Origin of the sequence: Pseudoxanthomonas sp. SL93 (genome assembly GCF_026625825.1) — a bacterium.
Classification (GTDB): Bacteria; Pseudomonadota; Gammaproteobacteria; order Xanthomonadales; family Xanthomonadaceae; genus Pseudoxanthomonas_A.
The window spans coordinates 3,734,810-3,761,025 of record NZ_CP113065.1 but is presented as its reverse complement, the minus strand read 5'-3'; the positions used below and the strand labels follow the sequence as shown (position 1 = coordinate 3,761,025).

Here is a 26,216-nt window from a genome sequence, read left to right as displayed (position 1 = left end):
AGGCGGCCGCCCTGCCCGCAGCCGCTATAATGCCGCCCTCCCCAGCCGACCAGCGCCCCCGCGGGCGTCGTTTCCATGCCCGATGTTTCCCGTGAAGCCGCGCGCCGCCGCACCTTCGCCATCATTTCCCACCCCGACGCCGGCAAGACCACGCTGACCGAAAAGCTGCTGCTGTTCGGCGGCGCGATCCAGATGGCCGGCTCGGTGAAGGGCCGCAAGGCCGCGCGCCACGCGACGTCCGACTGGATGGCGCTGGAAAAGGAGCGCGGCATCTCGGTCACCTCGTCGGTGATGCAGTTCCCCTACGACGACAAGATCGTCAACCTGCTGGACACGCCCGGCCACGCCGACTTCGGCGAAGACACCTACCGCGTGCTGACCGCGGTCGATTCCGCACTGATGGTCATCGACGTGGCCAAGGGCGTGGAAGAACGCACGATCAAGCTGATGGAAGTCTGCCGCCTGCGCGACACGCCCATCATGACCTTCATCAACAAGCTGGACCGCGAGGGCCGCGAGCCCATCGAACTGCTCGACGAAGTGGAGAGCGTGCTGGGCATCCAGTGCGCGCCGGTGACGTGGCCGATCGGCATGGGCAGCCGCCTGAAGGGCGTCGTGCACCTGGTCAGCGGCGAGGTGCACCTGTACGAACCGGGCCGCAACTTCACCCGCCAGGACTCCACCATCTTCGCGTCGCTCGACGACCCGGGGCTGGAGGCGAAGATCGGCGCCGACATGCTGTCCGGCCTGCGCGACGAACTGGAACTGGTGCAGGGCGCCAGCCATCCGTTCGACCTGCAGGCCTATCGCGAGGGCCGGCAGACGCCGGTGTTCTTCGGCTCGGCGGTCAACAACTTCGGCGTGCAGCCGCTGCTGGATTTCTTCGTCGAACACGCCCCGTCGCCGCAGCCGCGCGCCACCACCGGCCGCCAAGTGCAGCCGGACGAAAACAAGCTGACCGGCTTCGTGTTCAAGATCCAGGCCAACATGGATCCGCAGCACCGCGACCGCGTGGCCTTCATGCGCGTGTGCTCGGGCCGCTTCGAGGCGGGCATGAAGACCTTCCACGTGCGCACCGGCAAGGAAATGAAACTGGCCAACGCACTGACCTTCATGGCCAGCGACCGCGAGATCGCCGCCGAAGCGTGGCCGGGCGATGTCATCGGCATCCACAACCACGGCACCATTTCCATCGGCGACACGTTCAGCGAAGGCGAAGCGATCAGCTTCACCGGCATCCCCAACTTCGCGCCGGAACTGTTCCGCCGCGCGCGCCTGCGCGACCCGCTGAAGCTCAAGCAGTTGCAGAAGGGCCTGGCCCAGCTGTCGGAGGAAGGCGCCACCCAGTTCTTCCGCCCCTTGATGAGCAACGACCTGATCCTGGGCGCAGTGGGCGTGCTGCAGTTCGACGTGGTTGCCTACCGGCTGAAGGACGAGTACGGCGTTGACGCCTCGTTCGAGAACGTCAGCGTGGCCACGGCCCGCTGGATCCGCTGCGACGATGCGAAGAAGCTGGAGGAGTTCCGCGACAAGAACGCCATGAACCTGGCGCTGGACGCGGCCGGCCAGCTGGTCTACCTGGCACCCACGCGGGTGAACCTGCAACTGGCGCAGGAGCGCGCGCCCGGCGTGACCTTCCTGGCCACGCGCGAGCACGCGCACAGCGTCGACCTGGGCTGACGACGCCGCGCGCCCGCGCGGCGTTTCCCGGGTTACGTTCGTCCCGGGCGACCAGACCCACCCATTCCCGGCGTGGCGACCCGTCGGCTGGGCTTGCCCTGCCGCATTCGCGGCCACTCATGGGGAAATGGGGCATGTATTTTCTGGGAGCGATCGCCGCACTGGTCGGCGCCATCTGGATGACCGTCAACGCCGCCAAGAAGGATGGCGCAGTGGCGGCGATCCTGTGCTTCATCTGCCGCTTCTACACGATCTATTACGGCATCAAGAACTTCGCCGAGAACAAGGTGCCGCTCATCCTGTTCCTGGTCGGCGTGGCGCTCTGCATCGTGTTCCGTCCCGACATGGCCGCGCTTTCGGGCGTCGGCGCGGTCTGAGCCGTTGATGCATGCGAGGGCATCCGCGCACGGCGGTCGCCCCCGCCTCGACCGGGCCGCTGGCGCCTGATGCAAGCCATGCTGCGTTGCGGTAACGTGCGCACATGAGTGACCCGACACCTTTCCGGACATTGCGCGAGCGCAAGCGCGCCGACCATCTGGCCGACATGCGCGACGAGATCGCCAGTGCACTGACCCATGGCCTGGGCGCCGTCGCCGCGCTGGCCGGTGGCGCCGTGCTGATCACGCTGGCGGCGATCCATGGCGATGCGTGGCAACTGGGCGCATCCATCGTGTTCGGGATCACGCTGTTGCTGCTGTACACGGCGTCCACGCTTTACCACGCCATTCAGCACCCGGTCGCAAAGGGCCGGCTGAAGGTATTCGATCACTGTGCCATCTACCTGCTGATCGCCGGTACCTACACGCCCTTCACGCTGATCGGCCTGCGCGGCCCATGGGGCTGGGGCCTGTTCGCCGCGATCTGGACACTGGCGGTGGCGGGCGTGGTGTTCAAGCTGTTCTACACGGGCCGCTTCAAGCTGCTGTCGACGATCATCTACATCGCGATGGGCTGGCTGGTGATCGTCGCCATCAAGCCGCTGCTGCAGTCGCTGGATGCGTGGACGCTGGGCTGGCTGCTGGCCGGTGGCGTTTTCTACACGTTGGGCACGTTCTTCTACCACCGCGAATCGATTCGCTATTCGCACGCCATCTGGCACCTGTTCGTGATCGCCGGCAGCGTGTGCCATTTCATCGCGGTGACCGAACAAGTGCTGATGCCACGCATGGGCGGCTGACACGGCCCGGCGCTGAATCGTTCATGTCCGGAACATGAACCCCTGACGCCTTGCTTCGCATTCCCTGAACACGTGGTTCCCAACCATGGGCGCCATGAGCCAGGCCAAGCTCCGTCCGCGCTTCACCCTGCGCCCGCTCTCGCGCACCACGTCCATCGTGTTGGGCATCGTGGTGGCGGTGATCGTGGCCTTCGTATTGCTGTTCGAATGGAACTGGCTGCGCCGCCCGGTGGAATACGTGGTGAAGGCGCAGACCGGTCGCACGTTCCATATCGGCGGCAACCTGGACGTGGACCTTGGGCGCACCACGACCATCCGTGCCGATGCGCTGGAATTCGGCAATGCCCCGTGGTCGAAAGTGGCCACCATGGCATCGGCGGACCGCGCCGAGCTGCGCGTGGAAGTGTTCCCCTTCTTCTTCAAACGCGAAACGCGCATCCCCGAGATCCGGTTGGACAAACCGCGTCTGCGGCTGGAAACCGGTCCCGACGGAGTGGGCAACTGGGTGTTCGGCGACGGGGGAGACGGCAAGCTCCTGCTACGCCGGCTATGGATAGAAGACGGCAGGCTGCTCTATCTCGATCCGCGCCGGAAGACCGACATCGACCTGCAACTGGACAGCGCCACCCCTGCGCGCGCGACCGATACGCCGGTGGTGGACGTGAAAGGAAAAGGGCGCTGGGCCGGCAATGCGTTCACGCTGGCCGGTCAGGCGGAAACCCCGCTGGCGCTGCGCGACACCGAGCGACCGTACCGGATCGACGTGCGCGCCACCGCCGGCCGTACTCGGGCCCACGCACGCGGCACCTTGCTTGACCCGTTCCGACTGCGCGACTTCGACCTGCGCCTGATGCTGGCGGGCCAGGACCTGGAGGACCTTTTCCCGCTGATCGGGGTGGCAACCCCGTCGACGCCTCCTTACAAGCTGGATGGACGCTTCAGCCGCGATGGCGCCACCTGGCACTACAACGACTTCACTGGCGTCGTCGGCGACAGCGACCTGGGCGGTTCGGCCAGTGTCACCATGGGGCGCGCGCGACCCCTGCTGAAGGCGAACCTGGTGTCCAAGCGGCTGGACCTGGATGACCTGTCCGGCTTCATCGGCGCACCGCCCGAAACCGGTGGGAAGGAAGCCAGCAATCCGGAGCAGAAGGCCGAATCGGCCCAACTCGCCGCCGATGCGCGGCTGCTGCCGGATACGCCCTACGACCTGACCAAACTGCGCGCCATGGATGCGGACGTGCGCCTGAAAGCGCAACGCATCAATGCGCCGGGGCTGCCGATCGAAGACATGGACGCCCACCTGTTGCTGGATGCCGGACTGCTGCGACTGGAACCCCTCAACTTCGGCGTGGCCGATGGCGACATCCGCTCAACCATCCAGATGGACGCGCGGGAAGACACCATCCGTACACGCGCGAGGATCACTGCCCGCAGGCTGGACCTGGGCAAGTTGTTCCCGAACGTGGCGCTGACGCGCGATGCGGTCGGGCGCGTGGGCGGCGACATCACCATCACCGGTACCGGCAACTCCATCGCCGGCATCCTGGGAAGCGCCGATGGCGACATCGCGCTGGGCATGGGCCAGGGACGCATCAGCAACCTGTTGATGGAACTGGCCGGCCTGGATATCGCCGAAGCCCTGAAATTCCTGGTGACGAAGGACCGCACGGTACCGATCCGTTGCGCCTTCGGCGATTTCGCGGTCAAGGACGGGATGATGCAGGCACGCGCACTGGCGTTCGATTCCAGCGACACGCTCATCGTCGGCAAGGGCACCATCAATCTGAAGGATGAGGCGCTGGATCTGGAGCTGCGTCCGCGCCCCAAGGACCGCAGCATCCTGGCGCTGCGTTCACCCCTGGTGGTCGGCGGGACGTTCAAGGACCCGTCTTTCCGCCCGGATTTCAAACGCTTGGGCCTGCGTGGCGCGACCGCCCTTGCACTGGGAAGCATCGCGCCGCCCGCGGCACTGCTGGCCACGATCGAAGTCGGCCCGGGCGAAGACAGCAATTGCGGCGGCCAGTACGCGAAGTGACCGCGATGCGCGATCAGCTGGCGATGTACCGCTGCAACTGGTCCAGTTCCACCTGCTGGTCTTCGATGACCGCCTTGACCAGGTCGCCGATGGACACCACGCCCACCACGCTGTCGCCCTCCACGACCGGCAGGTGGCGGATGCGGTGCTCGGTGACCACCTGCATGCAGTGGTCGACCGAATCGTCCAGCCGCACCGTCACCACCTTCGCGGTCATGATGTCGCGCACCGGCGTATTCGCCGAGGAGCGCCCCTGCAGGACCACCTTGCGGGCGTAGTCGCGCTCGGACACGATGCCGGCGAGGCGTGGCCCCTGCATGGCCAGGACCGCACCCACGCCTTTCTCCGCCATCAGCTTGATCGCATCGAGGACCGAGGAATCAGGGGATACCGAAAAGACTTCAGGGGTCTTGGACCCCAGCAACTGACGAACCGTGCGCATGGCGGCCTCCGGATGGGAGAGAGGGTCGATCGGGCTGGGGCAAGGATACTCCTGCCCCGCCCGGTTGCCACGCATCGATCAGGTAGAGCGGACGCTGCTTGGATTCCTCGTACAGGCGCCCCAGGTACTCGCCGATCAACCCCAGCGCCATCAGCTGCACCCCGCCCAGGAACAGGATGACCGTCATCATGGTCGGCCAGCCGGCCACCGGATCGCCCCACAGCATCGCCTTCAGCATCACCCAGATGGCGAAGGCGAACGCCAGCAGCGCCGTCAGCACACCCAGGTAGGTGGCGGCGCGCAGGGGCGCGGTGGAGAAACTGGTGATGCCTTCCAGCGCGAAGTTCCACAACCGCCAGAAACCGAAGTTGCTCTCCCCCGCCAGGCGCGGTTCGCGGTGGTAAGGCACGGCGACCTGGTTGAAGCCCACCCAGCCGAACAGGCCCTTCATGAAACGATGGCGCTCGCGCAGTTCGCGCAACGCGGCCAGCGCACGCGGCGACAGCAGGCGGAAGTCGCCGGTGTCGGCAGGAATCGGTGTCTTCGACAGGCGACCGATCACGCGGTAGAACGCATGCGCGGTGGATCGCTTCAACCAGCTTTCGCCTTCGCGCTGGATGCGGGTGCCATGCACGTTGTCGTAGCCCGCCTGCCATTGCCGGACGAATTCCCCGATCAGCTCCGGCGGATCCTGCCCATCCGCATCCAGGATCAGCGCGGCACCGGTGTCCACCCGGTCCAGCCCGGCCGTCAGCGCCGCTTCCTTGCCGAAGTTGCGCGACAGGCGCAGCAGCGCGACGCGGGAATCGGATGCCGCCAGCACGCGCAGCACCGCCCACGTGGCATCGGTACTGCCATCGTCCACATACAGGATGCGGCCTTCCACGTCGGCCAGCGCATCCAGGGCCGAAGCGATGCGCGGATGCATCAGCGGCAGGGCCTCAGCTTCGTTGAAGGCCGCCACGACGACGGTCAGGACAGGTCTTGTCATCGCGGCGCTCAGTCCAGCGTCGTCAGGTAGGAGGCGCCGCCGATCTGGTTGACCTGGCGCTGTATCCAGCGTGCACGGCGCTGCACGTAGGGGCCCGGATTGCGCGCGCTGTAACGGCGGGGGGCCGGCAGCACCGCCGCCAGGCGGGCGCTCTCGCTCGCGGTGAGGCGCGACGCATCCTTGCCCCAGAAGCGCCGGGCTGCCGCCTGCGCACCGTAGACGCCGTCGCCCAGTTCGGCCACGTTGGCGTAGACCTCCAGAATGCGCGCCTTCGGCCACATCACCTCGATCAGCAGCGTGTACCAGACCTCGAAGCCCTTGCGGAGCCAACGGGACGGGCGACTCTGCCCCTGCCACAGGAAGAGGTTCTTGGCGACCTGCTGGCTGATGGTGCTCGCACCCCGCACCTTGCGGCCCTTGGCGTTGTGCACCCGGGCCTTCTCGATGGCGCGCAGGTCGAAGCCGTGGTGGCTGGCGAAGTTCTGGTCTTCCGCCGCCACCATCGACAGCGGAAGCGTGGGCGCGATCCGGTCCAGGTCACGCCAGTCGTAGGACACGCCGAAGCGCCAGTCACCCTGGCTCAAGCCCTCCAACTGACGCGCCACCATGAAGGCGCTGAAAGGAGGGTCGACGAAGCGCAGCACCGCCACCTGCAGGATGCTGGCGGCGGCGAACAGGAACGGCAGCGCCAGCAGCCATCGGAACCAGCGCCGGAAGCGTCCGCGCGGCGCGGCGGCAGGCTGGCTCATGTCGCCATCCCTGTCTTGAGGATGGCCTTCGGTGCCCCCATCGTGATGTTTCCTTGACTGACGTGTCCGCATTATGCCGAGCGGACGCGTCGCCCCGCACCCATTCCCTGGAACCCACGTGAGCCACGACCCCTCCCACGACACGCTGACCCGCTTCCTGTTGCCCGCCGCCGGCGTGCGTGGCATCGGCGTGCAGCTCGACGATACCTGGCAGACCGTGGCGGGGCGCGCCGAGTACCCGCCCTCCGCGCGCGAGCTTCTGGGTGAAGCCTCTGCGGCCACGGTGCTGTTCACTGGCCACACCAAGGTGGACGGACGGCTGTCCATCCAACTGCGCAGTCAGGGCGCGCTGCGCACGCTGTTCGCCGAATGCACCGCAGCGGGCACCGTGCGCGGCATCGCCCAGCTCAGCGAAGGTGAAGACGCACCGCGCGACCTGCGTGAGCTCGGCGAGGACGCCTTGCTGGCCATCACCATCGAGAACCCCGGCCTGGACCCGCGCGAACCGCAGCGCTACCAGAGCCTGGTCGGCCTGCAGGCCAGCCGGCTGGCGGAGGCCTTCGAGGACTACTTCCGTCAGTCCGAGCAGCTGCCCACCCGCCTGCTGCTGGCTGCCGACGGCCAGCGCGCGGCCGGGCTGATGCTGCAGAAACTGCCGGGCGACGAAGGCGATGCCGACGGCTGGACCCGCGCCGGCGCCCTGTTCGACACCCTGGGCGAAGCGGAGCTGCTGTCCACCCCGGTCCCGGTGCTGCTGCACCGCCTGTTCCACGAGGAAACCCCGCAAATCCTGACAGAGCGCCCAGTTCGCTTCGGCTGCTCTTGTTCCCACGAGCGGGTTGCGAGCATGCTGCAGTCGCTGGGGGAGGAAGAAGCCACCGCAGCCCTGGCCGATGGGGTGGCCGAGGTGCGTTGTGAATTCTGTGGCCAGCGCTACCGCTTCACGCCGGCAGAGATCGCGGAACTTTTCGTCCTGCCGCCGGTCGGAGTGGAGGCACCGGCAAGGCTTCAGTAGGCTGAAATCGAGGGCTTGGGCGCCCCGGGGACTTGTTAAAGAAACATAAACGGCATAGCATCAGTTCCCCTTCGGGAGGGGAACTCCATCGGTCCAACGGAGTCTGAAGCGAGCCATGAACCTGCGTTGCCTGCCACTGTCATTCGCCCTTCTGCTCGCCGTGTCCGGCGTGGCGACGGACGCGCATGCGCAGGGCAAGCCGCAGCGCAAGCCTGCCGCAGAATCCCGGGCCACGGCCCTGCCCATCTGGAACAACGACGGCAAGGTCGAAGCCCTGCTGCTGCTGGAGCCCACGGGCGAAGCCACCGCCGGCGCCCGCTGGCGCATGGGCCGCAACACCCTGAGTGCTGCTTTCGGGCTGGATGCCGAGGACTCCCTGGGCCTGGTCTGCAACCGCAACAGTGGCATCGTCGGCAACATCGGCAACCTCGCCAGCCACTGCATGCTGGCCACCCTCGGCGACGAGAACGACAACGACAGCCAGCGCCTCACGGCAGGTGCGGCGCTCAGCCGCCCGGGCGGCAAGCTGGGACTGTCGGCCGGTACCGGCCGCGACACCCTGCCCGCGTGGCTGTCGGGCGGCAAGGCGGCCAGCGGCCGCATCGAACAGAATGACCTGGCGGTGTTCGGCCAAAAGAACATCGGCCGCGAAGGTTTCGTTTCCATCGGCGGCGCGGTGGCCAAGGCGCGCCTGGTGCCCGCGTCGGACCTTCCCGCACTGGCGGACCGCTGGAACAGCAAGAGCCTGACGGTGGGCGGGGGCTTTGGCCCGTTCAGCGCCAACATTGTCGGCCGCGTGGTCGACGTACCCGGCCAGCCGGGCAAATGGGAAGGCCTGGGTCTGGGCCTGACATGGCGCACACCCTGGAGCGGCCAGCTCACCGTGGGTGCCGAGAACGTCATCACCCGCGGCAAGAATCCGTTTTCGTTGACCAACGAAAACGCAGACGAGGGCACCGTGCCCTACGTCCGGTACGAGCAGGATCTCTAACCTGCAACGGCGCGCGACGCGCGCGAGTCCCACCGACGAGCACCACTTGTCTGCCGACAAACGGCGCACCGCATGCGGGGCGTGAACTTTTTTTGGGACGCAGCGCACGTAATTCGCCCCGTTCAGGCGGGTGCGCACCTGTAATTTTCTTTACTTTTCTTTTCCATACTTTTGACATGGGTTTAATTCAAGTCAGAAGCGGACTAGTATCCGGGCACCCTTATTTTTCGATCACTTCATTTTTGATCGTGCTGAGGGACACCTTGGATCACCCCCTCATGGGAGAGAGAGAGCTTATGAACCGCAAGACGAACAAGCTGCGCGACGCGATCACCTTCGCACTCGCGGCCGGCACCATTTCGACCCTGGGCACCGGCGTTGCCTTTGCCCAGGAAGCTGAAACCACCACGCTGGACCGCATCGAAGTCACCGGTTCGCGCATCCGCCAGGTCGACGTCGAGAACGCCGCCCCGGTGCTGACCATCACCCGGGCCGACATCGAGAAGCAGGGCTTCCAGTCGGTCGCCGACATCCTGCAGAACATCTCTGCCGTCGGCGCACCCGCCATCAGCCGCGCACAGCCGCTGTCGGCCGGTGAAAACGTCGGTGGCCAGTTCATCAGCATGCGCAACCTGGGTGCCACGCGCACCCTGATCCTCGTCAACGGCAAGCGCCTGGGCATCAGCACCAGCGGCCTGCAGGACATCTCGCTGATCCCGACCGCCGCTGTCGAACGCATCGAAGTGCTGAAGGACGGCGCGTCGTCGATCTACGGCTCCGACGCCATCGCCGGCGTGGTCAACATCATCACCCGCTCCAACTTCGAAGGTGCGTCCGCACAGGTCTATTACGGCCAGTACGACGAAGGCGACGGCGAGACCACCCGCGCCGATTTCGTCATGGGCTTCACCGGTGACCGGGGTTCGGTGACCGCCGCCGTGGAATACCGCAAGGAAGAGGAAGTGATGTCCGGCGACCGCGAGTACTCCGCGTACCCGCAGGGCCAGTGGCACCCGACCCGCGGCTGGACCACCGTCAGCCAGTGGGGCGTGATCAACCTGCCCGCCGCGCTCGGCGGCAACCGCGTGCTCAACACGGGCGCTGACTGGCGCAGCATCACCAACTTCCACGCGCTCAACACCAACACCGGCACGACCGCGGCGGACCCCAACGGCTCCACCGTCGACAAGAGCAACACCAACCAGCAGACACACCTGCGTACGCCGCTGGAAAGCCGCTCGCTGTTCGTCGATGGCGTGTTCGACATCAACGATTCGGTGCGCTTCCGCAGCAACATGATGTACAGCCAGCGCGATGCCGAGCGTCAGGTCGCCGGCTATCCGTTCCAGAGCACTGCCTTCCCGGGCACCACGATGGCGGTCAACAGCTACTACAACCCGGTCGGTACGTATCACGGCTTCGCCACGCCGCAGGCCGTCAACTACTGGCGTCGCACCTGGGAAGTCCCGCGCGTCGACCGCCCGACGACCACCAACTGGCGCTTCTCGGCCGGTCTGGAAGGCAGCTTCGACGTGGGCGAGCGCATCTTCGACTGGGACGTGGGCTACCTGTACAACAACAACAAGGTCACGCAGGAAAACTACGGCAACCTCAACATCGCGCGCGTTGGCCAGGCCGTGGGTCCGTCGTTCCTCAATGCGCAGGGCGTGGTCCAGTGCGGCACGGCTGCCAATCCGATCCCGCTGGCCAGCTGCGTGCCGTGGAATCCGTTCATCCCGTTCGGCCGCGTGGGCGATGGTGGCCTGACCGGCAACCAGGCGCTGCAGGATTTCCTGTTCCAGACCCTGAACTCCTCGGGTGAGACCGAAACCGAAGTCTTCAGCGCCAACCTGTCGGGCAGCCTGTTTGCCCTGCCGGGTGGTGACCTGGGCTTCGCCGTGGGCGTGGAAAGCCGCAAGGAATCGGGCGAGTTCATCCCCGACGCCATGGCCGTCACCGGCAATTCCACCACGCTGTCGGCCGGTCCGACCGATGGCAGCTACAAGGTGGATGAAATCTTCGCCGAGTTGGCGATCCCCGTGCTGGCCGACCTGCCGGGCGCGCAGGAACTGAGCTTCAGTGTCGCCACGCGTTACTCGGACTACGACACCTTCGGCGATACGCTGAACAGCAAGTTCGGCTTCAAGTGGCGCCCGATCGAGTCGCTGCTGTTCCGCGGCACCTACGCCGAGGGCTTCCGTGCGCCGACCATCGCCGACCTGTACGGCGGCGGTTCGCAGACGTTCTCGTTCTTCACCGATCCCTGCGACACCAACTTCGGCAGCTCGCGTACCAATGCGACCACGCGTGCGAACTGCGTGGCCGCGATGGGTGCCATCGCCAACACGTACCGCCAGTTGGGCCAGGGTCTGACGCCAGTGGGTTCGGGCAACGCCCAGACCCCGGTGGCGTTCTTCTCGGGCGCCAACGAAAACCTGATCCCGGAAACCTCGGAATCCAAGACGCTGGGCGTGGTGTGGAGCCCGGGCTTCCTGGAAGGCCTGAACGTGAGCCTGGACTGGTGGAACATCCGTATCGAAGACACGATCGTGGCCGACAGCCCGACCCAGATGCTGAACGACTGCTACATCCTGGGCGTCGCTGCCCGCTGCGCGAACTTCACGCGTGATGCGGCACAGGGCTACGTCAACAGCCTGACCTTCACCGGCATCAACGCCGGCTTCCGCGAGACGGAAGGCTTCGACCTGGACCTGAGCTACCGTCTGGCGACGGAAGGTTTCGGCACGTTCAACCTGACCTGGCAGACCACCTACACCAGCAAGGACGAGATCAAGACCGACACCAGCCCGACCTCCCTGCCTCAGCAGCTGGTCGGTTACGCCACGTCGCCGGGCTTCCTGGGCACGCATCGCATCCGCTCCAACGCGAACGTGACCTGGAACATGGGCGCCTGGGGCCTGACGTGGGGTGCGCGTTACTACTCCTCGCAGAAGGAAACCTGCCTGTCCGCCTCGTTGTTCCCGCAGGAGTGCACGGATCCGGGCTTCGTTGCTGCCAATCCGGCTCAGACCCGTCCGATCAACAAGATGGGCTCCATCACGTTCAACGACCTCGAGCTGCGTTGGAGCTCGCCGTGGAATGCCACCGTCGCGATCGGTGCGAACAACGTGTTCGACCGCGAAGGTGCCCAGTTCTACAGCCAGCCCAGCGCCAACGTGTCCTACCACGGCCAGTACGATGTGGGCCGCTTCCTGTACATGAAGTACCAGCAGAAGTTCTGATCGCACGGTCAGAAGGCAGTAACCACACACGGCCCCGAAAGGGGCCGTGTTCTTTTGGGCGACCCCCGCCGACCGGCTGTCCGTGCTGCCTCCTGGGGGCCACCCCTGTTCAGCTTGACCTTGCCGACCCTGTCCGGAGCCTGTGCCGATGGGAACGGACGGATTTGCCCCGATTTGCGACTTAACAACACTTTAATTCTTTGGATAGCCCGTCTATGATCGGGCTACCCCCGCTTTTTGGTGGCCGTCCTTTGGTCTGCCAGCAGGGTCCCTAGGGCTTGAATCGACCTCACTTTGGAGAGAGAGAGAATGAATTGCAAAACCAGCAAGCTTCGCGACGCGATTAGCCTCGCGCTCGTTGTAAGTGCCTCTGCCACCGGCGCCGCTTTCGCACAGGAAGCCACCACGCTGGACAAGGTGGAAGTCACCGGTTCGCGCATCAAGCGCACCGACGTTGAAACTTCCCAGCCGGTGTTCAGCCTGAGCCGTGAAGACATCCAGGCACAGGGCTTGACCTCCATTGGTGACGTCATCCAGAACCTGACGGCCAACGGCTCCACCCTCAACGCCACATTCAACAACGGCGGCAACGGCGAAACCCGCGTCAGCCTGCGCAACCTCGGCGCCAACCGCACCCTGGTGCTGGTGAATGGCCGTCGCTGGGTGGCCGGTACCGGTCTGGGCGGTGCGACCGACCTGAACACCATCCCGACCGCCGCGGTCGAGCGCATCGAAGTGCTGAAGGACGGCGCCTCGGCGATCTACGGCTCCGACGCCATCGCCGGTGTGGTCAACGTGATCCTGCGTACCGACTTCGACGGTGCCGAACTGAATGCCTACTACGGCCAGTTCAGCCAGGGCGACGGCTCGCGTGAGTCCTATGACATCACCATCGGCAGCAGCGGCGAGCGCTTCAGCGCGATGTTCGGTGCGGCCTACGTGAAGGAAAACCCGGTCATGGCCGGTGACCGCGAAATTTCCGCGGTGCCGATCTTCAACACCGGTTCGGATTTCGGCAGCACCACCAGCCCCAATGGCCGCTTCGCCCTCTGCTCGGGTGTCTTCACCTCCGGCGCCTGCTCCGTGGACCAGACCCGTCCCAACGGTGTCGTCGGCCAGTTCGGATACGACGAAGGCCAGACCCCGGCCCAGTGGCGCCCGTGGGGTGCCGGCGTCAACGACGTCTACAACTTCGCGCCGGACAACTACTTGCTGACGCCGCAGGAGCGCAAGTCGATCTTCGGCCAAGCTTCGTTCGACATCACCGACAACGTGCGCTTCACCGCCACCGGCACCTACAACAACCGTCGTTCGGAACAGCTGCTGGCTGCCATGCCGATCGTGCTGGGTACCGGCCCGGGCGCTGGCGTGCAGGCCCGTACCATCTCCATCAGCCCGAACAGCGTGTACAACCCGTTCGGCCAAACCGTGTCTCGCATCCAGCGCCGCGCGGTTGAAACCGGTGGCCGCAGCTTTAACCAGAATGTCGATACCTTCGGCTTCGTGGGCGCGTTGGAAGGCAACTTCGAAATCGCCGACCGTTACTTCTCGTGGGACGTGGGCTACAGCTACGGCCGCAACGACCAGAACGACACCACCAACGGCCTATTCAACATCCTGGCCCTGCGCAATGCCCTCGGTCCGTCGTTCATTGACGGCGGCGGCGTGGCCCGCTGCGGCACGGCCGGCGCGATCATCGAAGGCTGCGTCCCGCTGAACCTGCTGGGTGGCGTCGGCTCGATCACCCCGGAAATGCTGGCGTACTCCACCTTCGTCGCGCACGACGAATTCCAGTACGAGATGAAGCAGTGGTTCGCCAATGTGTCCGGCGAACTGTTCGAGCTGCCCGGCGGCATGCTGGCCTTCGCGGCCGGCCTGGAACACCGCACGGAATCGGGCTACGACTCCCCGGACGCCCTGATCGCTTCGGGCAACACCACGGGCAACTCGCGCACGCCGACCAGCGGCCAGTACTCGCTGGATGAAGCCTACCTGGAACTGTCGGCCCCGCTGCTGCGTGACGTGTTCCTGGCCCGCGAGCTGGAACTGAGCGTCGCCACCCGTTACTCCGACTACGACACCTTCGGCGACACGTTGAACAGCAAGTTCGGCTTCAAGTGGAAGCCGTTCGATCAGCTGTTGGTCCGTGGTAGCTGGGCGGAAGGCTTCCGCGCGCCGTCGATCTCCGAGCTGTACTCGGGCGTCGCTGATTCGTTCCAGCAGATCGCCGATCCCTGCTCCACCACCTTCGGTGGCGGCTACAACGGTTTGACCCCGGATCAGCGCGCCCGCTGCCATGGCCAGGGCGTGCCGGTCGGCGGCTACGACCAGGGTAACTCGCAGATCCGCATCAGCGTCGGCGGCAACCCGAACCTGCTGCCGGAAACCTCGACCAGCAAGACCTTCGGCATGGTGTGGAGCCCGACGTTCCTGAGCGGCTTCGACATCTCGCTGGACTGGTGGAACATCGAAATCGAAGGCGCCATCACGGCGTTCTCCGGCCAGGAAATCTTGGATGACTGCATCCGCAACAACAACACCCAGGCTTGCGGCCTGTACAACCGCAGCGGTGGCGGCAACATCGACACCCTGCTGGCGGCCGGCCTGAACCTGGATGTGATCGAGGCGGAAGGCTATGACCTGACGGTCAACTACCGTCTGCCGGAAACCGCGTGGGGCAGCTTCTCGTTCTCGTGGGATACCACGTACTACGCCAGCTACGAAGAGAACGGCGATGGCAACAACCAGGTTGGCGAATACGACGATGCCAACACCGCCAACAACTGGCGCATCCGTTCCAACCTGCTGACCCGTTGGGAAATGGGCGACTGGGGCGCTACCTGGGCCGCTCGCTTCTACTCCAAGCAGGACGAGAACTGCCAGACCATGGTGGACTACGGCTACGCCGACCTCTGCTCGGATCCGGACCGCTACATCGATACACCGGAAGGCCCGGTCAACGCTGCCCAGAACCGTTTGGGCGGTGCGACCTATCACGACGCCAGCGTGTACTGGAAGGCTCCGTGGAACGCCAAGATCACCCTGGGTGTGAACAACATCCTGGACAAGGATCCGCCGGTGTCCTACAGCACGTTCGCCAACAGCTTCGATCCGCAGTACGACGTGCCGGGTCGCTTCATGTACCTGCAGTACAACCAGAAGTTCTGATCCATCCGGAACCCTGGAACCTTGCTACGGCCCCTTTCGGGGCCGTAGTTTTTTGCGGGAATAGCCCGCAGAATCGGCGGCATGACCACCGACAACGACCCCCGTCAGTACGCGATCTATCCGGCGTTCGCCGTGCCCATGGCACAGGATTTCTTCCCCGAACCCGACGCACTGAACCGCGACCTGAAAGCGCTGCTGCTGGCGCGCGAAGCCGAGGGCGCACGGCATGCGAATCCCACCCCGTCGCTGACACAGCAGAAGGAAGTCTTCGAGAGCGATTTCGAACTGTTCTCATGGAAAGAGGACTGCATCCAGCGACTGAAGCAGTTCTGCTGGGCCTCGTTGTGGCGCACTGTGCAGGAACTCAATCGCTACAGCCCGCAGGACATGCAGGCACTGCAGATCTATTCGCACACCTGGTACCACGTTACCCGTCGCGGCGGTTTCACCATCGCGCACACCCATCCCATGGCGTCGTGGTCGGGCGTGTACTGCGTGTCGCCTGGGCAGAGCGTTCCCGAACGGCCCGATTCGGGCGCATTGCGTTTCCACAACCCGCATTACTACAGCAACATGTTCCTGGATCCGGGCAACCTGCGCCCGCAGGCCCCCTACCACCACGGCACCTGGAACCTGCTGCTGCAGCCGGGCCAGCTGGTGCTTTTCCCGTCATGGCTGTCGCACGACGTGCTGCCGTTCTACGGCGATGACGAACGCATCACCATCGCGTTCAACTGCTGGTTTGGACGGAAGGGCTGAGACCGCTGCCGGCCGCGATCGCTCACGCGGCGGCCATGCGCTCAAGCTTGATCGCGAAGGTATAGCGCGGCACATAGCAGATGCGGTTGGGCGGTCGCCCGACATGCACGATGTCGCCGTCGAACACGACCAGACGTCCCGGCCTGGGAGTCACCGCGCATACGGCATCACCCTGCGCATCGAAGAACATGGTCTCGCCGCCCCACTCCAGGTCCCAGCGATCGCACAGGTACCAGAGCGCGGTCAGTTCGCCCTGTCCCGGCAGGCAGTCCACGTGGGTGAACAGCATGTCGCCGTAGCCGGCGACGTTGGTGTACGCGCGGTACGGACGGTACGCCGTGCCCGGCGCGGCGAAACCCTTCACCGCGCGGTGGGTGAGCGCCATGATGGGTTGGCGCAACAGCGCCTCGATGCGCAGTTCACTGACCCAGTGCTTGTACCCCGCTGTCTCAGGACGTGCCACTTCGGTGCGGGTAAAGGGCATCTTCGCCAGTTCGGCCACGTACTCCGCGGCATTGGGCAGGTAACCGTCGAAGACGCGGACGCGCCTTCCTTCCACCAGCACTTCCCGATGGTGGGGCAATGCTCCGGTGATGTCAGCGCTCATGTACGTGGTCTCGATGCAGCCAATCGGGGAGGACATGCTGGGCCTGCAGCGCCGTGCGCAAGGGCGCCAAGGGTTCGGCATAAGGCAGCCATGCCGCGCCACGGTCCTTGCGCAGGCCGTCACGCAACTGCACGGCGCTGGCCGTAGTGACCGCACCGCCACCGCGACCCACATCCAGCATGGCGGGCTCGAACGGCAGGCCGCAGAAGGCGGCGATGCGGCGCACCTCGGTGTCGAAATCGGCGACCAGGCGAGCGTAGTCCACCACCAGCAGACGGTCGCCCACCACTTCCTGCCACCACGTCATCAAGCGGTGGCTTTCGGCGATGTAGTCGGCCAGTTCGGCTTGATCGTAGGAATACGGAGCCGCCTCGGAGAACAGGGTGCGCAGGTTGGAGAATGCGGTGTCCATCGGATTGCGCGCGAGATGGATGATCTTCGCGTCCGGCAACGCCTTGGCGATGAATCCGGCATGCAGGAAATTGCTGGGTAGCTTCTCGGTGAAGAACGCTTTGCCCTGGGCCAGCCATCTGGCGCGCGCTGCGTAGCCCGCCGCCACCTTGGCATAGTCCACCCCGGCGGCGGCATCCACCAGCGCGGCGTCGAGCACCAGGCTGTTGGCCTGGTTGGTGGCCAGCTTCATTTCTTCCGCGAAGGCATATGTCTCGCCCGCATCCCGCACCTGCGAATGGCCCCCCAGTACGCGCTCGATCAGCGTGGTGCCGCTGCGATGCATGCCCACCACGAAGATCGGCACGGGCATCGACACAGGTGAGGCGGATTCGGAGACGAATCGCGCCGTGCAGACCTTCTTCAACCGGGAGAACAGGTGCCTTGCGGCATCGGCACGATAGGTGAGCTGCGCACGCTTCTTGCGGCAACCCGCCGCCAGGTGCCGCCAGGCGTCATCGTGCCGACCCAGGTCGTGCAGTTCCTTGTGCAGCGCGAATTCCAGGTACACCTCGCCCTTGCCGCCAGGCGTAGCTGCCTGCAATTGCCTGACCAGTCGCTCGACGTGGTTGGACTCGGGTGTCTGCGTCCTCAGGCCCGACTGCATCCAGGCGGCCTGGAACAGGCGCGGGTCTTCGGCAAGACTGCGCTCGTAGTCGGCATCGGCTGCCTCGAAGTCCCCCATGAACGAGCGGATGTTGCCGCGCATGTAGTACGCGACGGCCAGCTTGGGGGTAGAGGAGATCGCCTTTTCCAACAGCGCCAGCGCCTGCTCGTTCAAGCCGATGGAACTGAGCGACAACGCGGCCTCTGTCAGGGCCTGCGCGGGGGCGCGATCCGTAAAGTCGGGCATGCCATAACAGGTGGCCACCGCTTCGTACTCGTTGAAGTAACGCAGGCGCCGACCGGTCTCGAACAGCACGGCAGGGTCCCGCGGCCGCGTCGCCCAGGCCTGCAATGTGGCGTCACGCGCCTGGCGATGCCGTCCCCCACGCGAAAGGGCGCGCGAAAGCAGCAACAGGACCGGTGCATGATCGGGATGCCCGTGCAGCAGGTCCCTGCAGGCGACGATCACCTCGTCGACGCGCCCTGCAGTCAGTTGTCCGTCCAGCTGGCGCAGCGTGGCAGGCGAAACAGCGGACAAGGCAGGGTGCGATACCGACATGGAGGTTTCCGGGGAAGGGCGCGTACCCTGCCCCGCGTACCCTTCGCCGCCATGGAAAAAACGGTGCTTACAGGACCCGGGAGGGCATCGTCATCATAGCCCAGGCCGTCGGCATGCTTACTCCACCCGCACTTCCGCACTGCCCGAGAACGTCTCCACCGTCACCCGGCCGCTGCCGCTGCCGTAGCGGGTGGTGAAACTGGAACCGGGTCCGCGCTGCTTCTCGATGGTGACGCCGGTGGCCTTCAGGTCGCCGCTGAAGCTCTCGCCGCTGACCTGCGCGGAGACGCCCTTCGGCAGGCGCAGCAGCAGGTCGCCGCTGACCGATTCCATGCTGATCTCGCCACCGGGCGCCAGCGCGGTGTTGACGCTGGCGGTGCCGCTGACGGTGCTGGCGCTGAGGTCGCGCACCTGCTCGCCGGTGACGGTGACTTCGATGCGGCCGGAGACGGTCTCGGTGCTGATGTCGCCGTTCAGCCGACCGCGCAGCACGATGCCGCCGCTGACCGTCTGCACGTCCACGTCCTCGCTGTTCAACGTCAGGTTGGCGCTGCCACTGACCGTTTCGATGCCGGCCTTCCGCGGTGCGGCAGCTGCCACCACGCTGCCGCTGACGGTGGCGATGGACAGTTCGGACGGGGCGACGCCGTTGACGTCGACATCGGCCGCCACCGACTCGATGTCCAGGTCGGCACGCAGCGGCACCATCAACACCAGGTCGGTCGGTCCGGTCTTGTTGCCACCCCAGCCGCTACTCTTCGGGTAGCGGACTTCCACGCTCAGGTGCGGGCCGCCGCCGTCCACCTCCAGGCGCTCCACGCCCTTGCCCAGCGTGCCGGTGATCTTGACCTCGTCGCGCTCCCAGCCGCGCACTTCGATGCGGCCCTTGAGGTTGCTGATGTCCACCCGGCCCCGGGCATCCAGTGGCCGGGTTTCGTTGATGGCGGTCTGCGCCAGCGCCGTGGGCGCCAGCAGTGCGCTGCCCAGCAGCAGCGGGAAAACGAAGGTGGTACGCATGGGGAAGCTCCTCAGGTCATGGCCGCGCGCTGGGTCAGCGCGAGGCGTCGTGCATAGGTGCGGCGCAACTGGTTCAGCAGGAAGTGCGCGTTGGGTTCGGTGGCGATGGCGTGGCGGATCTGGGCGGCGCTTTCATCCAGCGCATGCAGCGCCGGGGCGATCTCGGGTGCGGTCTGCACCTGCGTATCCAGTTGCGCCAGCGTGCCGGTGTAGTCGCGGGTCAGCGCGGCGGCTTCGCGCTGGATCAGCGCATCGCCTTGCGGCGCTTTCTGCAGCTGCCAGGTCACGGTGACCGCGAGCAGCACGGAGGCGGCCAGGGCGAACGGCGCCATGCGGCGGCGTGGCGGTGCCACGGCCTGCTGCGGCGTGGCGGCCAGGCGCGCGGCCAGGTCCGGCCACAGGTCTCGCGACGGCGGCGTGTCCTGCCGCAGCGCGCGCAGCTGCCAGCGCAGTGCGTCGTCGGAAATGGGGGTGGGATCATGGGGGGTCATGCGTGTCCTCCTAAACGCTCGCGCAGCAGGTGCCGCGCACGGTGCAACTGTGCTTTCGAACTTCCGACCGCCATGCCCAGCTCGGTGGCGATCTCCTCGTGCTTCCAGCCTTCCACGTCGTACAGCACCAGCACGGCACGCGCGCGTGGCGGCAACGTGGCGACGGCGCGCTCCAGGTCCAGCGACAGCGCCGTGCCATGGCCCGCGCTGTCTGCCATGCCCAGGTCGTCCAGCGCATCCTCGTCATCGTCGAAACGCGGACCGCTGCGACGGCTGCGCAGTTCCATCAGCGCGGTGGTCACCGCCAGGCGGTGCAGCCAGGTGGAGAAGGCGCTTTCGAAGCGGAACGCCGGCAACGCCTGCCAGGCTCGCACGAACGCTTCCTGCGTCAGGTCTTCCGCCCGCACGCCTTGCGCGCCCACCAGCCGCTGGATGACGCCATGCACGCGGCCCGCATGGCGGCGGTACAGCGCCTCGAAGGCCCGCATGTCGCCACCCGCGGCCGAACGGGCCAGCGCGGTGTCCTGGGCGGCGGCCGCCTCCGGGGCGACGCTGTCGGCGATGGGTTCGATCACGGCATTCAGCATACTGACTAGGATGCCGGGACGGGCACGGAGGTTTAGAGGGACGGGAAAATTTCTGACGACCCCGTCCCCACCCGGGTTACCCCCTGGATGCTGTTCGCCACCGGAAAACACCGCCCATAAAAAAGCCCCGCGGATGACACACGCGGGGCTGCGCAGGAATGCCGTGCGCGAGGCGGGGTTCTTCAGCCTGCCAGGCGGGCGGCGATGCGCTGCTGCTCGTCCTTCAGCGCCTGCGGGGTGCGGGCGCCGAACTCCTCCAGGTACTCGCCGATGCTGGCGAACTCGGCCTGCCAGCCGGCGCGGTCGAAGCCGAACAGCAGCTCATGGGCCTCGTCGCTCAGCGCGACGCCGTCCAGGTTGAGGTCTTCCGCACGCGGCAGGTGGCCGATCGGCGTTTCCACCGCGTCGGCCTTGCCCTCGACGCGCTGGATCATCCACTCCAGCACGCGCAGGTTCTCGCCGAAGCCGGGCCACAGGAACGTGCCGTCGCCGCCCTTGCGGAACCAGTTGACGTGGAAGATCTTGGGAAGCTTAGCGCTGGCCTCGCCGAACGACAGCCAGTGGGCGAAGTAGTCGGCGAAGTTGTAGCCGCAGAACGGCTTCATCGCCATCGGGTCGCGACGCATCACGCCCACCGCACCGGTCGCGGCGGCGGTGGTCTCGGAACCCATCGCCGCGCCGACCAGCACGCCGTGCGTCCAGTCGCGCGCTTCGAACACCAGCGGCACCAGCGAGGCACGGCGGCCGCCGAAGACGATGGCGGAAATCGGCACGCCCTGCGGGTCTTCCGCCTTGGCCGAGTAGCTGGGGCACTGGCGCGCGGACACGGTGAACCGCGAATTGGGATGCGCGGCCGGGCCATTCGCCGGATCGTACGGACGGCCCTGCCAGTCCAGCGCCGGCGTGCGCTTGTCCAGGCCTTCCCACCACGGCTCCTGGTCGTCGGTGACGGCGACATTGGTGAAGATGGTGTGGTGGCTGATGGTGGCCAGCGCATTCGGGTTGGAACTGTCCGAGGTGCCCGGCGCCACGCCGAAGAAGCCGGCTTCCGGGTTGATCGCATACAGGCGGCCGTCGGCGCCGGGGCGCATCCAGCAGATGTCGTCGCCGACCGTCCACACCTTCCAGCCGGCCTGGCGGTAGCCCTCCGGCGGAATCAGCATGGCCAGGTTGGTCTTGCCGCACGCCGACGGGAACGCCGCGGCGATGTAGTGCGTTTCGCCCTGCGGGTTCTCGATGCCGACGATCAGCATGTGCTCGGCCAGCCAGCCTTCGTGGCGCGCCTGGTGCGAGGCGATGCGGAGCGCGTGGCACTTCTTGCCCAGCAGCGCGTTGCCGCCGTAGCCGGAGCCGAAGCTCTTGATGGTCAGCTCGTCCGGGAAATGCATGATGAAGCGGCGGTCCGGATCCAGCTCGCCGGTGGAGTGCAGGCCCTTCACGAACGTCCCTTCGCGCTCGATGCGCGCCAGCGCCGGCGCGCCCATGCGGGTCATGATGCGCATGTTGGCCACCACGTACGGCGAATCGGTGATCTCCACGCCGCAGCGCGACAGCGGCGAATCGATCGGGCCCATGCAGTAGGGGATCACGTACAGCGTGCGCCCGCGCATGCAGCCGGCGAACAGCGCATCCATCTTCGCGTGCGCCTCGGCCGGGGCCATCCAGTGGTTGTTGGGACCGGCGTCTTCCTGCTGCGGGGTGCAGACGAAGGTCAGGTGCTCCACGCGTGCGACGTCGCTCGGGCTGGAGCGGTGCAGCCAGCTATGCGGATGGGTTTCGGGGTTCAGCGGCAGCAGGGTGCCGTCGGCCAGCATCTGCTTGGTCAGCAGCGCGTTCTCGGCATCGCTGCCGTCGCACCAGTGGATATGGTCGGGTTGGGTGAGCGCGGCGACCTCGGCAACCCAGGCATTCAATGCGTGCAGCGAACTGCCCGGAAAATCGTTGCGTTTGAAAACATCGACCGCTGCGTTCATGCCCTGCCCTCGAAAAGTGAGACCAAAATGATACCAATGTCCTGTCCCCGTGACGAGAAGAACGCGGCCGGGGCCGCCCGACGGTCAGCCCGCGGCAGGTAAACGGCGAGGGAGCAGTCCACGGTGCAGGAAAGGGTGCGCAGTCTCACGCAGCCAAGAGAACAGCGGAGAGCGGGGCTTGGAGCCTTGTAGATGGGGCTTGGAGAGCCATGGATCGCTTCTGGAACGCCGGCGATGGGGTCCGGAGAGCCATCGATCGCTCCCGGAATCCCATCGATGGGGCTCGGAAAGCCATCGATCGCTTCCGGAATCCCATCGACGGGGTGCGGAAAGCCATCGATCGCTTCTGGAATGCCATCGCTGGGGTCCGGAAAGCCATCGATCGCCCTGGGAAAGCCATCGACGGTGTCCAGAGCGCGATCGACAGGTCAGCGCCCCCTCCGCGCGCCGACGCTCACCCCTCGCGCGAACGCCGGTAGGGATTGAACAGCTGCAGCAGCCAGGGCTTCTGCGCCAGCACCAGGCTGACGCCGACGCGATCCTCCGCCGGCAGCGTGGCGTCACGCGCCAGCAGCGCATCGAACTCGCGCGCGACTTCTTCCAGCCGCTGCCGCACCTGCTTCACCCCGTCGATGCTCAGACTGCCGCTGAGCAGGAGCAGCGCGTCCTGCTCGCCATCGAACGGATCGGCGAAGTAGTCGGTCAGCAGGGTCAGCCGGAAGTAGCGTTCCATCGGGCCGTCGGCGCGCCAGCGGAAGTTGCGCGCGGTGAGTGCGCGACCGCGGTTGCCGGGCATCAGTTCGATGATGCCCAGCCGGTCCAGCTTCACCAGCAGGCCGGTCCACTGCGCGGGGGTGAAGCCGAAGTGCCCCATCACGTCATCCTCGCGCCAGCGGTTGAGGGTGAGGAACAGCGCCATCAGCAGCGGCGGATCGTCCACCAGCGCCTGCTCCTGTGCCTCGCTCAACTGCGCCATCGCCTTGCGCCCGCGCGAGGCTTCGGCGCTGAGTTCGGCCAGGCCCACGTCCAGCACGTCGCAGACCTGCTCCAGCCGCTGCAGGCTCATCGCGCGGCGGGAGAACATGCGCTTCACCGCCGCTTCGCTCATGCGGATGCGCGCCGCCAGGTCGCGGTAGGTCATGTCCTGCGCGCGCAGGCAACGCTTCAGTGCATCAATCAGGTCCACCGAGACGGCCATGGGTAGCGGATTCCTATACCTGTCGTTCCGCCAGAGCTTACCTTGTCGATGATCCTTGAATCCCTGCGAAGCCTGCGCCCACCCTCCGGCGTCCCCGGAGGAACCCCGCATGCGCCGCCTGATCGTCCGCTCACTGACCCTGGCCCTGGCCACCGCGCTTTCCGGCGGCGTCGCGCTTCCCACCCACGCCGCACCGCAATCCGACGGCGCCAGCCGAATGTCGCAGGCCAGCCTGGAGGCGTCCATCGAGGTGCCGGTGGCGGTGATCCATGCGCTGGGCCATGGCGCGTCCGCGGTGGTCACCGGCGTGGCGGTGATCGCCGGCAGCGTGGCGGTGACGGTCTCCGTGGCCGCGGCGGGCGTGGTGGCGGGGGCGTCGTTCGTGGTCTACCTGAGCGTGGAGGCGATCCGGCGCCTGGGCATCGCGGTGGGCACGGCGATCAGCGTCACCGTGGTGGCGACGGGATGGATCCTCAGCGCCGCAGGTGAAGCGCTGTGCTTCATCGCAAACGACGCCGCGCGCCCGCACATCCACAGCCATCGCTACGGCGGGTGATCGCGTGGTGCGCGCGCTCGCGATTCTGGGTTTCGTCTTCGTCCTCGCGCTGCCAGGGACGGCGCGCGCGGGCGATGCCTGCAGGCAAATGGAGATGCCGCCGCACAAGGTGGCGGAAGCAGCCCGCACCGCGCTGCTGGCCGCGGAGCAACTCGACGAAGTGGATGCGCCGGTGGCGCTGCTGGCACGCGTCGGTACCGACCTGTCCAAGCAGGGCCTGGTCTACAGCCACGCCGGTTTCGCCGTGCGCGACCACGCGCACGGCCGCTGGACGGTGGTGCACCTGCTCAATGAATGCGGCAGCGACCGCTCCGGCCTGTACGCGCAGGGATTGGTGAACTTCTTCGCCGACGACCTGGTGAACCAGGACCTGCGCATCGTGTGGTTCACCCCCGACGTCGCCAACCGGCTTGCCGCGCGCCTGCAACAGATGCCGCGCCACAGCCTGCACCACCCGCGCTACAACCTGATCGCACGACCCGGCAGCGAGGATTACCAGAACTCCACCGCGTGGATCGTGGAGGTGATGGCGGCGGCGCTGGCCGACCGTGGCATTTACGACCGCCGCAGCGCCTACGCGTTCGCGCGGGGCGACGGCTTCGTGCCGGACACGGTGCACGTCGCCTATTCCAAGCGCGTGCTGGGCGGCCTGTTTTCCGCCAATACCGACTTCACCGACCATCCCGTCGGCACGCGACTGTCAGGCCACTATCCGGTGGTCACCGTGCGCGCGATCTTCCGCTGGCTGGAACGCGGCGGTCATGTGCGCGAGCAGCGGGAGTGGCGTAGTGGCGTGCTGCAGGCGGCGATGGGGCCGGCCTGACATCTTCCGAGGAGAGCGACATGTTCCTGACCCTGCTTGTCATCACCCTGCTGCTGTCCGCCGCCGTCGCCTGGGGCGTGACGTGGATGTTCTCCAAGCCCATCGAGCGGATCCTGACCCGGATCATCGCCGATGACATCAGCCAGGCATGGCTGCGCTACATGAAGTTCGCGATCCTCGTCGTCGGCGTGTCTTCCGGCGTGCGCATCCATGCCCTGGAGCGCTACATCACCGCGCCGCAATGGATAGAGAAGGGCAAGACGGAGATCATCGCGCTGACGACCGAGCGCTGGGTGCTAGAGGTGTACCGCACCGTCATCGAGACACTGCAGGGCATCGCCTGGATGCTGCTGGCGTTCTTCGCGGTGGCCTTGCTGGCGTATGTGGTGGTGCGACTTTCGGAACTGAAACGCGCCGCCCCGCCCACATCCACGCAGACCGGGTCGTAACCTACTGCGCGAACCCTTACTCCGGGATCAGCGTCGAGATGACGTGCTCGAGGTAAGCCTCGAACTCTTCGTGGGTCATGCGTGGCTGCTGCAGTTGCAGCGACAGCTGCAGGAAGCCGACATAGGCCGCGTAAGTGAGGCGCGCGCGGTGCAGGGCATCCTGGCGCGCCAGCCCGGCCTGGCGGAATGACGCCACCAGGTACTCCAGGCGACGCTGCGAGACGCGGTCGATCACCGGCTGCACGGAGGGATGGTCCAGCGCCTTCAGCAACTCGCTGTAGATGATGTGCGGCTTCACTTCATGGCCGACCAGCTGGAACAGCGCGCGCAGGCGTTCACGCGGATCGGGGACCTTTTCCAGATTGCCGAACACGCTTTCCTGCTCCACCACCTCCCAACGCTCCAGCGCGGCCTGCAGCAGCGCATCGCGCGACGGGAAATGCCAGTAGAAGCTCCCCTTGGTCACGCCCAGCCGGCGGGCCAGGGGCTCCACCGCGACCGCGGACACGCCCTGCTCGGCGATCAGGTCCAGCGCGGCCTGCGCCCAGTCGTCGGCGCTCAGGCGCGCATTGCGGGCGGGAGCGGCGGGCGGGGCGTCAGGGCTGGGCGTCGTCATGTGCCGCATTTAACCATACGCCGTGGTGTGTT

General features: G+C 66.3%; 22 protein-coding genes and 1 pseudogene. 12 read left to right on the top strand and 11 right to left on the bottom strand.

The features are described from left to right. The first annotated feature begins 75 nt into the window (after window positions 1-75). The 4 genes from OVA13_RS17550 (at window position 76) to OVA13_RS17535 (ending at window position 4,895) form a co-directional block, all read left to right on the top strand. A complete protein-coding gene (locus tag OVA13_RS17550; protein WP_267791730.1) occupies window positions 76-1,680 on the top strand; it encodes a peptide chain release factor 3 in 1,605 nt (534 codons plus the stop codon). Between the two features lie 134 nt (window positions 1,681-1,814). Then, on the top strand, window positions 1,815-2,057 hold the full coding sequence (locus OVA13_RS17545; protein ID WP_267791729.1) for a hypothetical protein: 243 nt from the start codon (window positions 1,815-1,817) through the stop codon (window positions 2,055-2,057). Between the two features lie 167 nt (window positions 2,058-2,224). Beyond that, complete coding sequence (locus OVA13_RS17540) at window positions 2,225-2,857, top strand: PAQR family membrane homeostasis protein TrhA (protein WP_267793572.1); 633 nt, start codon at window positions 2,225-2,227, stop codon at window positions 2,855-2,857. Between the two features lie 94 nt (window positions 2,858-2,951). Next, window positions 2,952-4,895 (top strand): AsmA family protein, encoded by a 1,944-nt coding sequence (locus OVA13_RS17535; protein ID WP_267791728.1) that lies wholly within the window; start codon window positions 2,952-2,954, stop codon window positions 4,893-4,895. Window positions 4,896-4,908: 13 nt separating this feature from the next. Here OVA13_RS17535 and OVA13_RS17530 read toward each other — a convergent pair whose 3' ends face one another. From OVA13_RS17530 to mtgA, 3 genes are read right to left on the bottom strand one after another with little or no spacing between them, the layout of a single operon-like run. Then, on the bottom strand, window positions 4,909-5,337 hold the full coding sequence (locus OVA13_RS17530; RefSeq protein ID WP_267791727.1) for a CBS domain-containing protein: 429 nt from the start codon (window positions 5,335-5,337) through the stop codon (window positions 4,909-4,911). After that, on the bottom strand, window positions 5,297-6,328 hold the full coding sequence (locus tag OVA13_RS17525) for a glycosyltransferase family 2 protein (RefSeq protein WP_267791726.1): 1,032 nt from the start codon (window positions 6,326-6,328) through the stop codon (window positions 5,297-5,299). The genes OVA13_RS17530 and OVA13_RS17525 overlap by 41 nt, the downstream gene beginning before the upstream one ends. Window positions 6,329-6,336: 8 nt before the next feature. Continuing rightward, window positions 6,337-7,077 (bottom strand): monofunctional biosynthetic peptidoglycan transglycosylase, encoded by a 741-nt coding sequence (gene mtgA / locus OVA13_RS17520; protein WP_267791725.1) that lies wholly within the window; start codon window positions 7,075-7,077, stop codon window positions 6,337-6,339. Window positions 7,078-7,150: 73 nt separating this feature from the next. Here mtgA and OVA13_RS17515 point away from each other — a divergent pair. From OVA13_RS17515 to OVA13_RS17495, 5 genes and pseudogenes are all read left to right on the top strand, one after another. Then, a pseudogene (locus OVA13_RS17515) lies at window positions 7,151-8,020 on the top strand (Hsp33 family molecular chaperone HslO); the annotation flags it as partial. A gap of 187 nt (window positions 8,021-8,207) precedes the next feature. After that, window positions 8,208-9,083, top strand: coding sequence for an XOO1806 family protein (locus OVA13_RS17510; RefSeq protein WP_267791724.1), 876 nt, complete (start codon window positions 8,208-8,210; stop codon window positions 9,081-9,083). 296 nt (window positions 9,084-9,379) lie between these two features. Beyond that, window positions 9,380-12,325 carry a TonB-dependent receptor domain-containing protein gene (locus OVA13_RS17505; RefSeq protein ID WP_267791723.1) on the top strand — a complete coding sequence of 982 codons (2,946 nt, stop codon included), beginning with the start codon at window positions 9,380-9,382 and terminating at the stop codon, window positions 12,323-12,325. Between the two features lie 309 nt (window positions 12,326-12,634). Continuing rightward, complete coding sequence (locus tag OVA13_RS17500; RefSeq protein WP_267791722.1) at window positions 12,635-15,493, top strand: TonB-dependent receptor; 2,859 nt, start codon at window positions 12,635-12,637, stop codon at window positions 15,491-15,493. Between the two features lie 81 nt (window positions 15,494-15,574). After that, entirely contained in the window at window positions 15,575-16,252 is a 678-nt protein-coding gene (locus OVA13_RS17495) for a TIGR02466 family protein (protein WP_267791721.1), read from the top strand. A gap of 22 nt (window positions 16,253-16,274) precedes the next feature. Here the strand turns inward: OVA13_RS17495 and OVA13_RS17490 are convergent, their stop codons facing one another. From OVA13_RS17490 to OVA13_RS17460, 7 genes are all read right to left on the bottom strand, one after another. Continuing rightward, entirely contained in the window at window positions 16,275-16,859 is a 585-nt protein-coding gene (locus OVA13_RS17490; protein WP_267791720.1) for a 2OG-Fe(II) oxygenase, read from the bottom strand. Then, entirely contained in the window at window positions 16,849-18,474 is a 1,626-nt protein-coding gene (locus OVA13_RS17485; protein WP_267791719.1) for a tetratricopeptide repeat-containing sulfotransferase family protein, read from the bottom strand. Before OVA13_RS17485 ends, OVA13_RS17490 begins: the two co-directional genes overlap by 11 nt. Window positions 18,475-18,591: 117 nt before the next feature. Beyond that, complete coding sequence (locus OVA13_RS17480) at window positions 18,592-19,491, bottom strand: DUF4097 family beta strand repeat-containing protein (RefSeq protein WP_267791718.1); 900 nt, start codon at window positions 19,489-19,491, stop codon at window positions 18,592-18,594. An 11-nt stretch (window positions 19,492-19,502) separates the two neighbouring features. Beyond that, complete coding sequence (locus tag OVA13_RS17475) at window positions 19,503-19,982, bottom strand: hypothetical protein (protein ID WP_267791717.1); 480 nt, start codon at window positions 19,980-19,982, stop codon at window positions 19,503-19,505. Further along, window positions 19,979-20,569, bottom strand: a complete 591-nt coding sequence (locus OVA13_RS17470) for an RNA polymerase sigma factor (RefSeq protein WP_267791716.1) — start codon at window positions 20,567-20,569, stop codon at window positions 19,979-19,981. Before OVA13_RS17470 ends, OVA13_RS17475 begins: the two co-directional genes overlap by 4 nt. A 182-nt stretch (window positions 20,570-20,751) precedes the next feature. Then, window positions 20,752-22,542 (bottom strand): phosphoenolpyruvate carboxykinase (GTP), encoded by a 1,791-nt coding sequence (locus OVA13_RS17465; RefSeq protein WP_267791715.1) that lies wholly within the window; start codon window positions 22,540-22,542, stop codon window positions 20,752-20,754. Between the two features lie 454 nt (window positions 22,543-22,996). After that, complete coding sequence (locus OVA13_RS17460; RefSeq protein ID WP_267791714.1) at window positions 22,997-23,740, bottom strand: helix-turn-helix domain-containing protein; 744 nt, start codon at window positions 23,738-23,740, stop codon at window positions 22,997-22,999. 109 nt (window positions 23,741-23,849) lie between these two features. Between OVA13_RS17460 and OVA13_RS17455 the strand changes: the two genes are divergently transcribed. The 3 genes from OVA13_RS17455 (at window position 23,850) to OVA13_RS17445 (ending at window position 25,568) form a co-directional block, all read left to right on the top strand. After that, window positions 23,850-24,296, top strand: coding sequence for a hypothetical protein (locus tag OVA13_RS17455; RefSeq protein WP_267791713.1), 447 nt, complete (start codon window positions 23,850-23,852; stop codon window positions 24,294-24,296). A 94-nt stretch (window positions 24,297-24,390) separates the two neighbouring features. After that, window positions 24,391-25,119, top strand: a complete 729-nt coding sequence (locus tag OVA13_RS17450; RefSeq protein ID WP_267791712.1) for a DUF2145 domain-containing protein — start codon at window positions 24,391-24,393, stop codon at window positions 25,117-25,119. Between the two features lie 20 nt (window positions 25,120-25,139). Then, the gene (locus OVA13_RS17445) at window positions 25,140-25,568 is read left to right on the top strand and encodes a hypothetical protein (protein WP_267791711.1); all 429 of its coding nucleotides are present in this window, start codon (window positions 25,140-25,142) and stop codon (window positions 25,566-25,568) included. Between the two features lie 16 nt (window positions 25,569-25,584). On the opposite strand, the gene OVA13_RS17440 is transcribed toward OVA13_RS17445, so the two are convergent. Then, window positions 25,585-26,184, bottom strand: a complete 600-nt coding sequence (locus OVA13_RS17440; protein WP_267791710.1) for a TetR/AcrR family transcriptional regulator — start codon at window positions 26,182-26,184, stop codon at window positions 25,585-25,587. Between the last annotated feature and the right edge of the window lie 32 nt (window positions 26,185-26,216).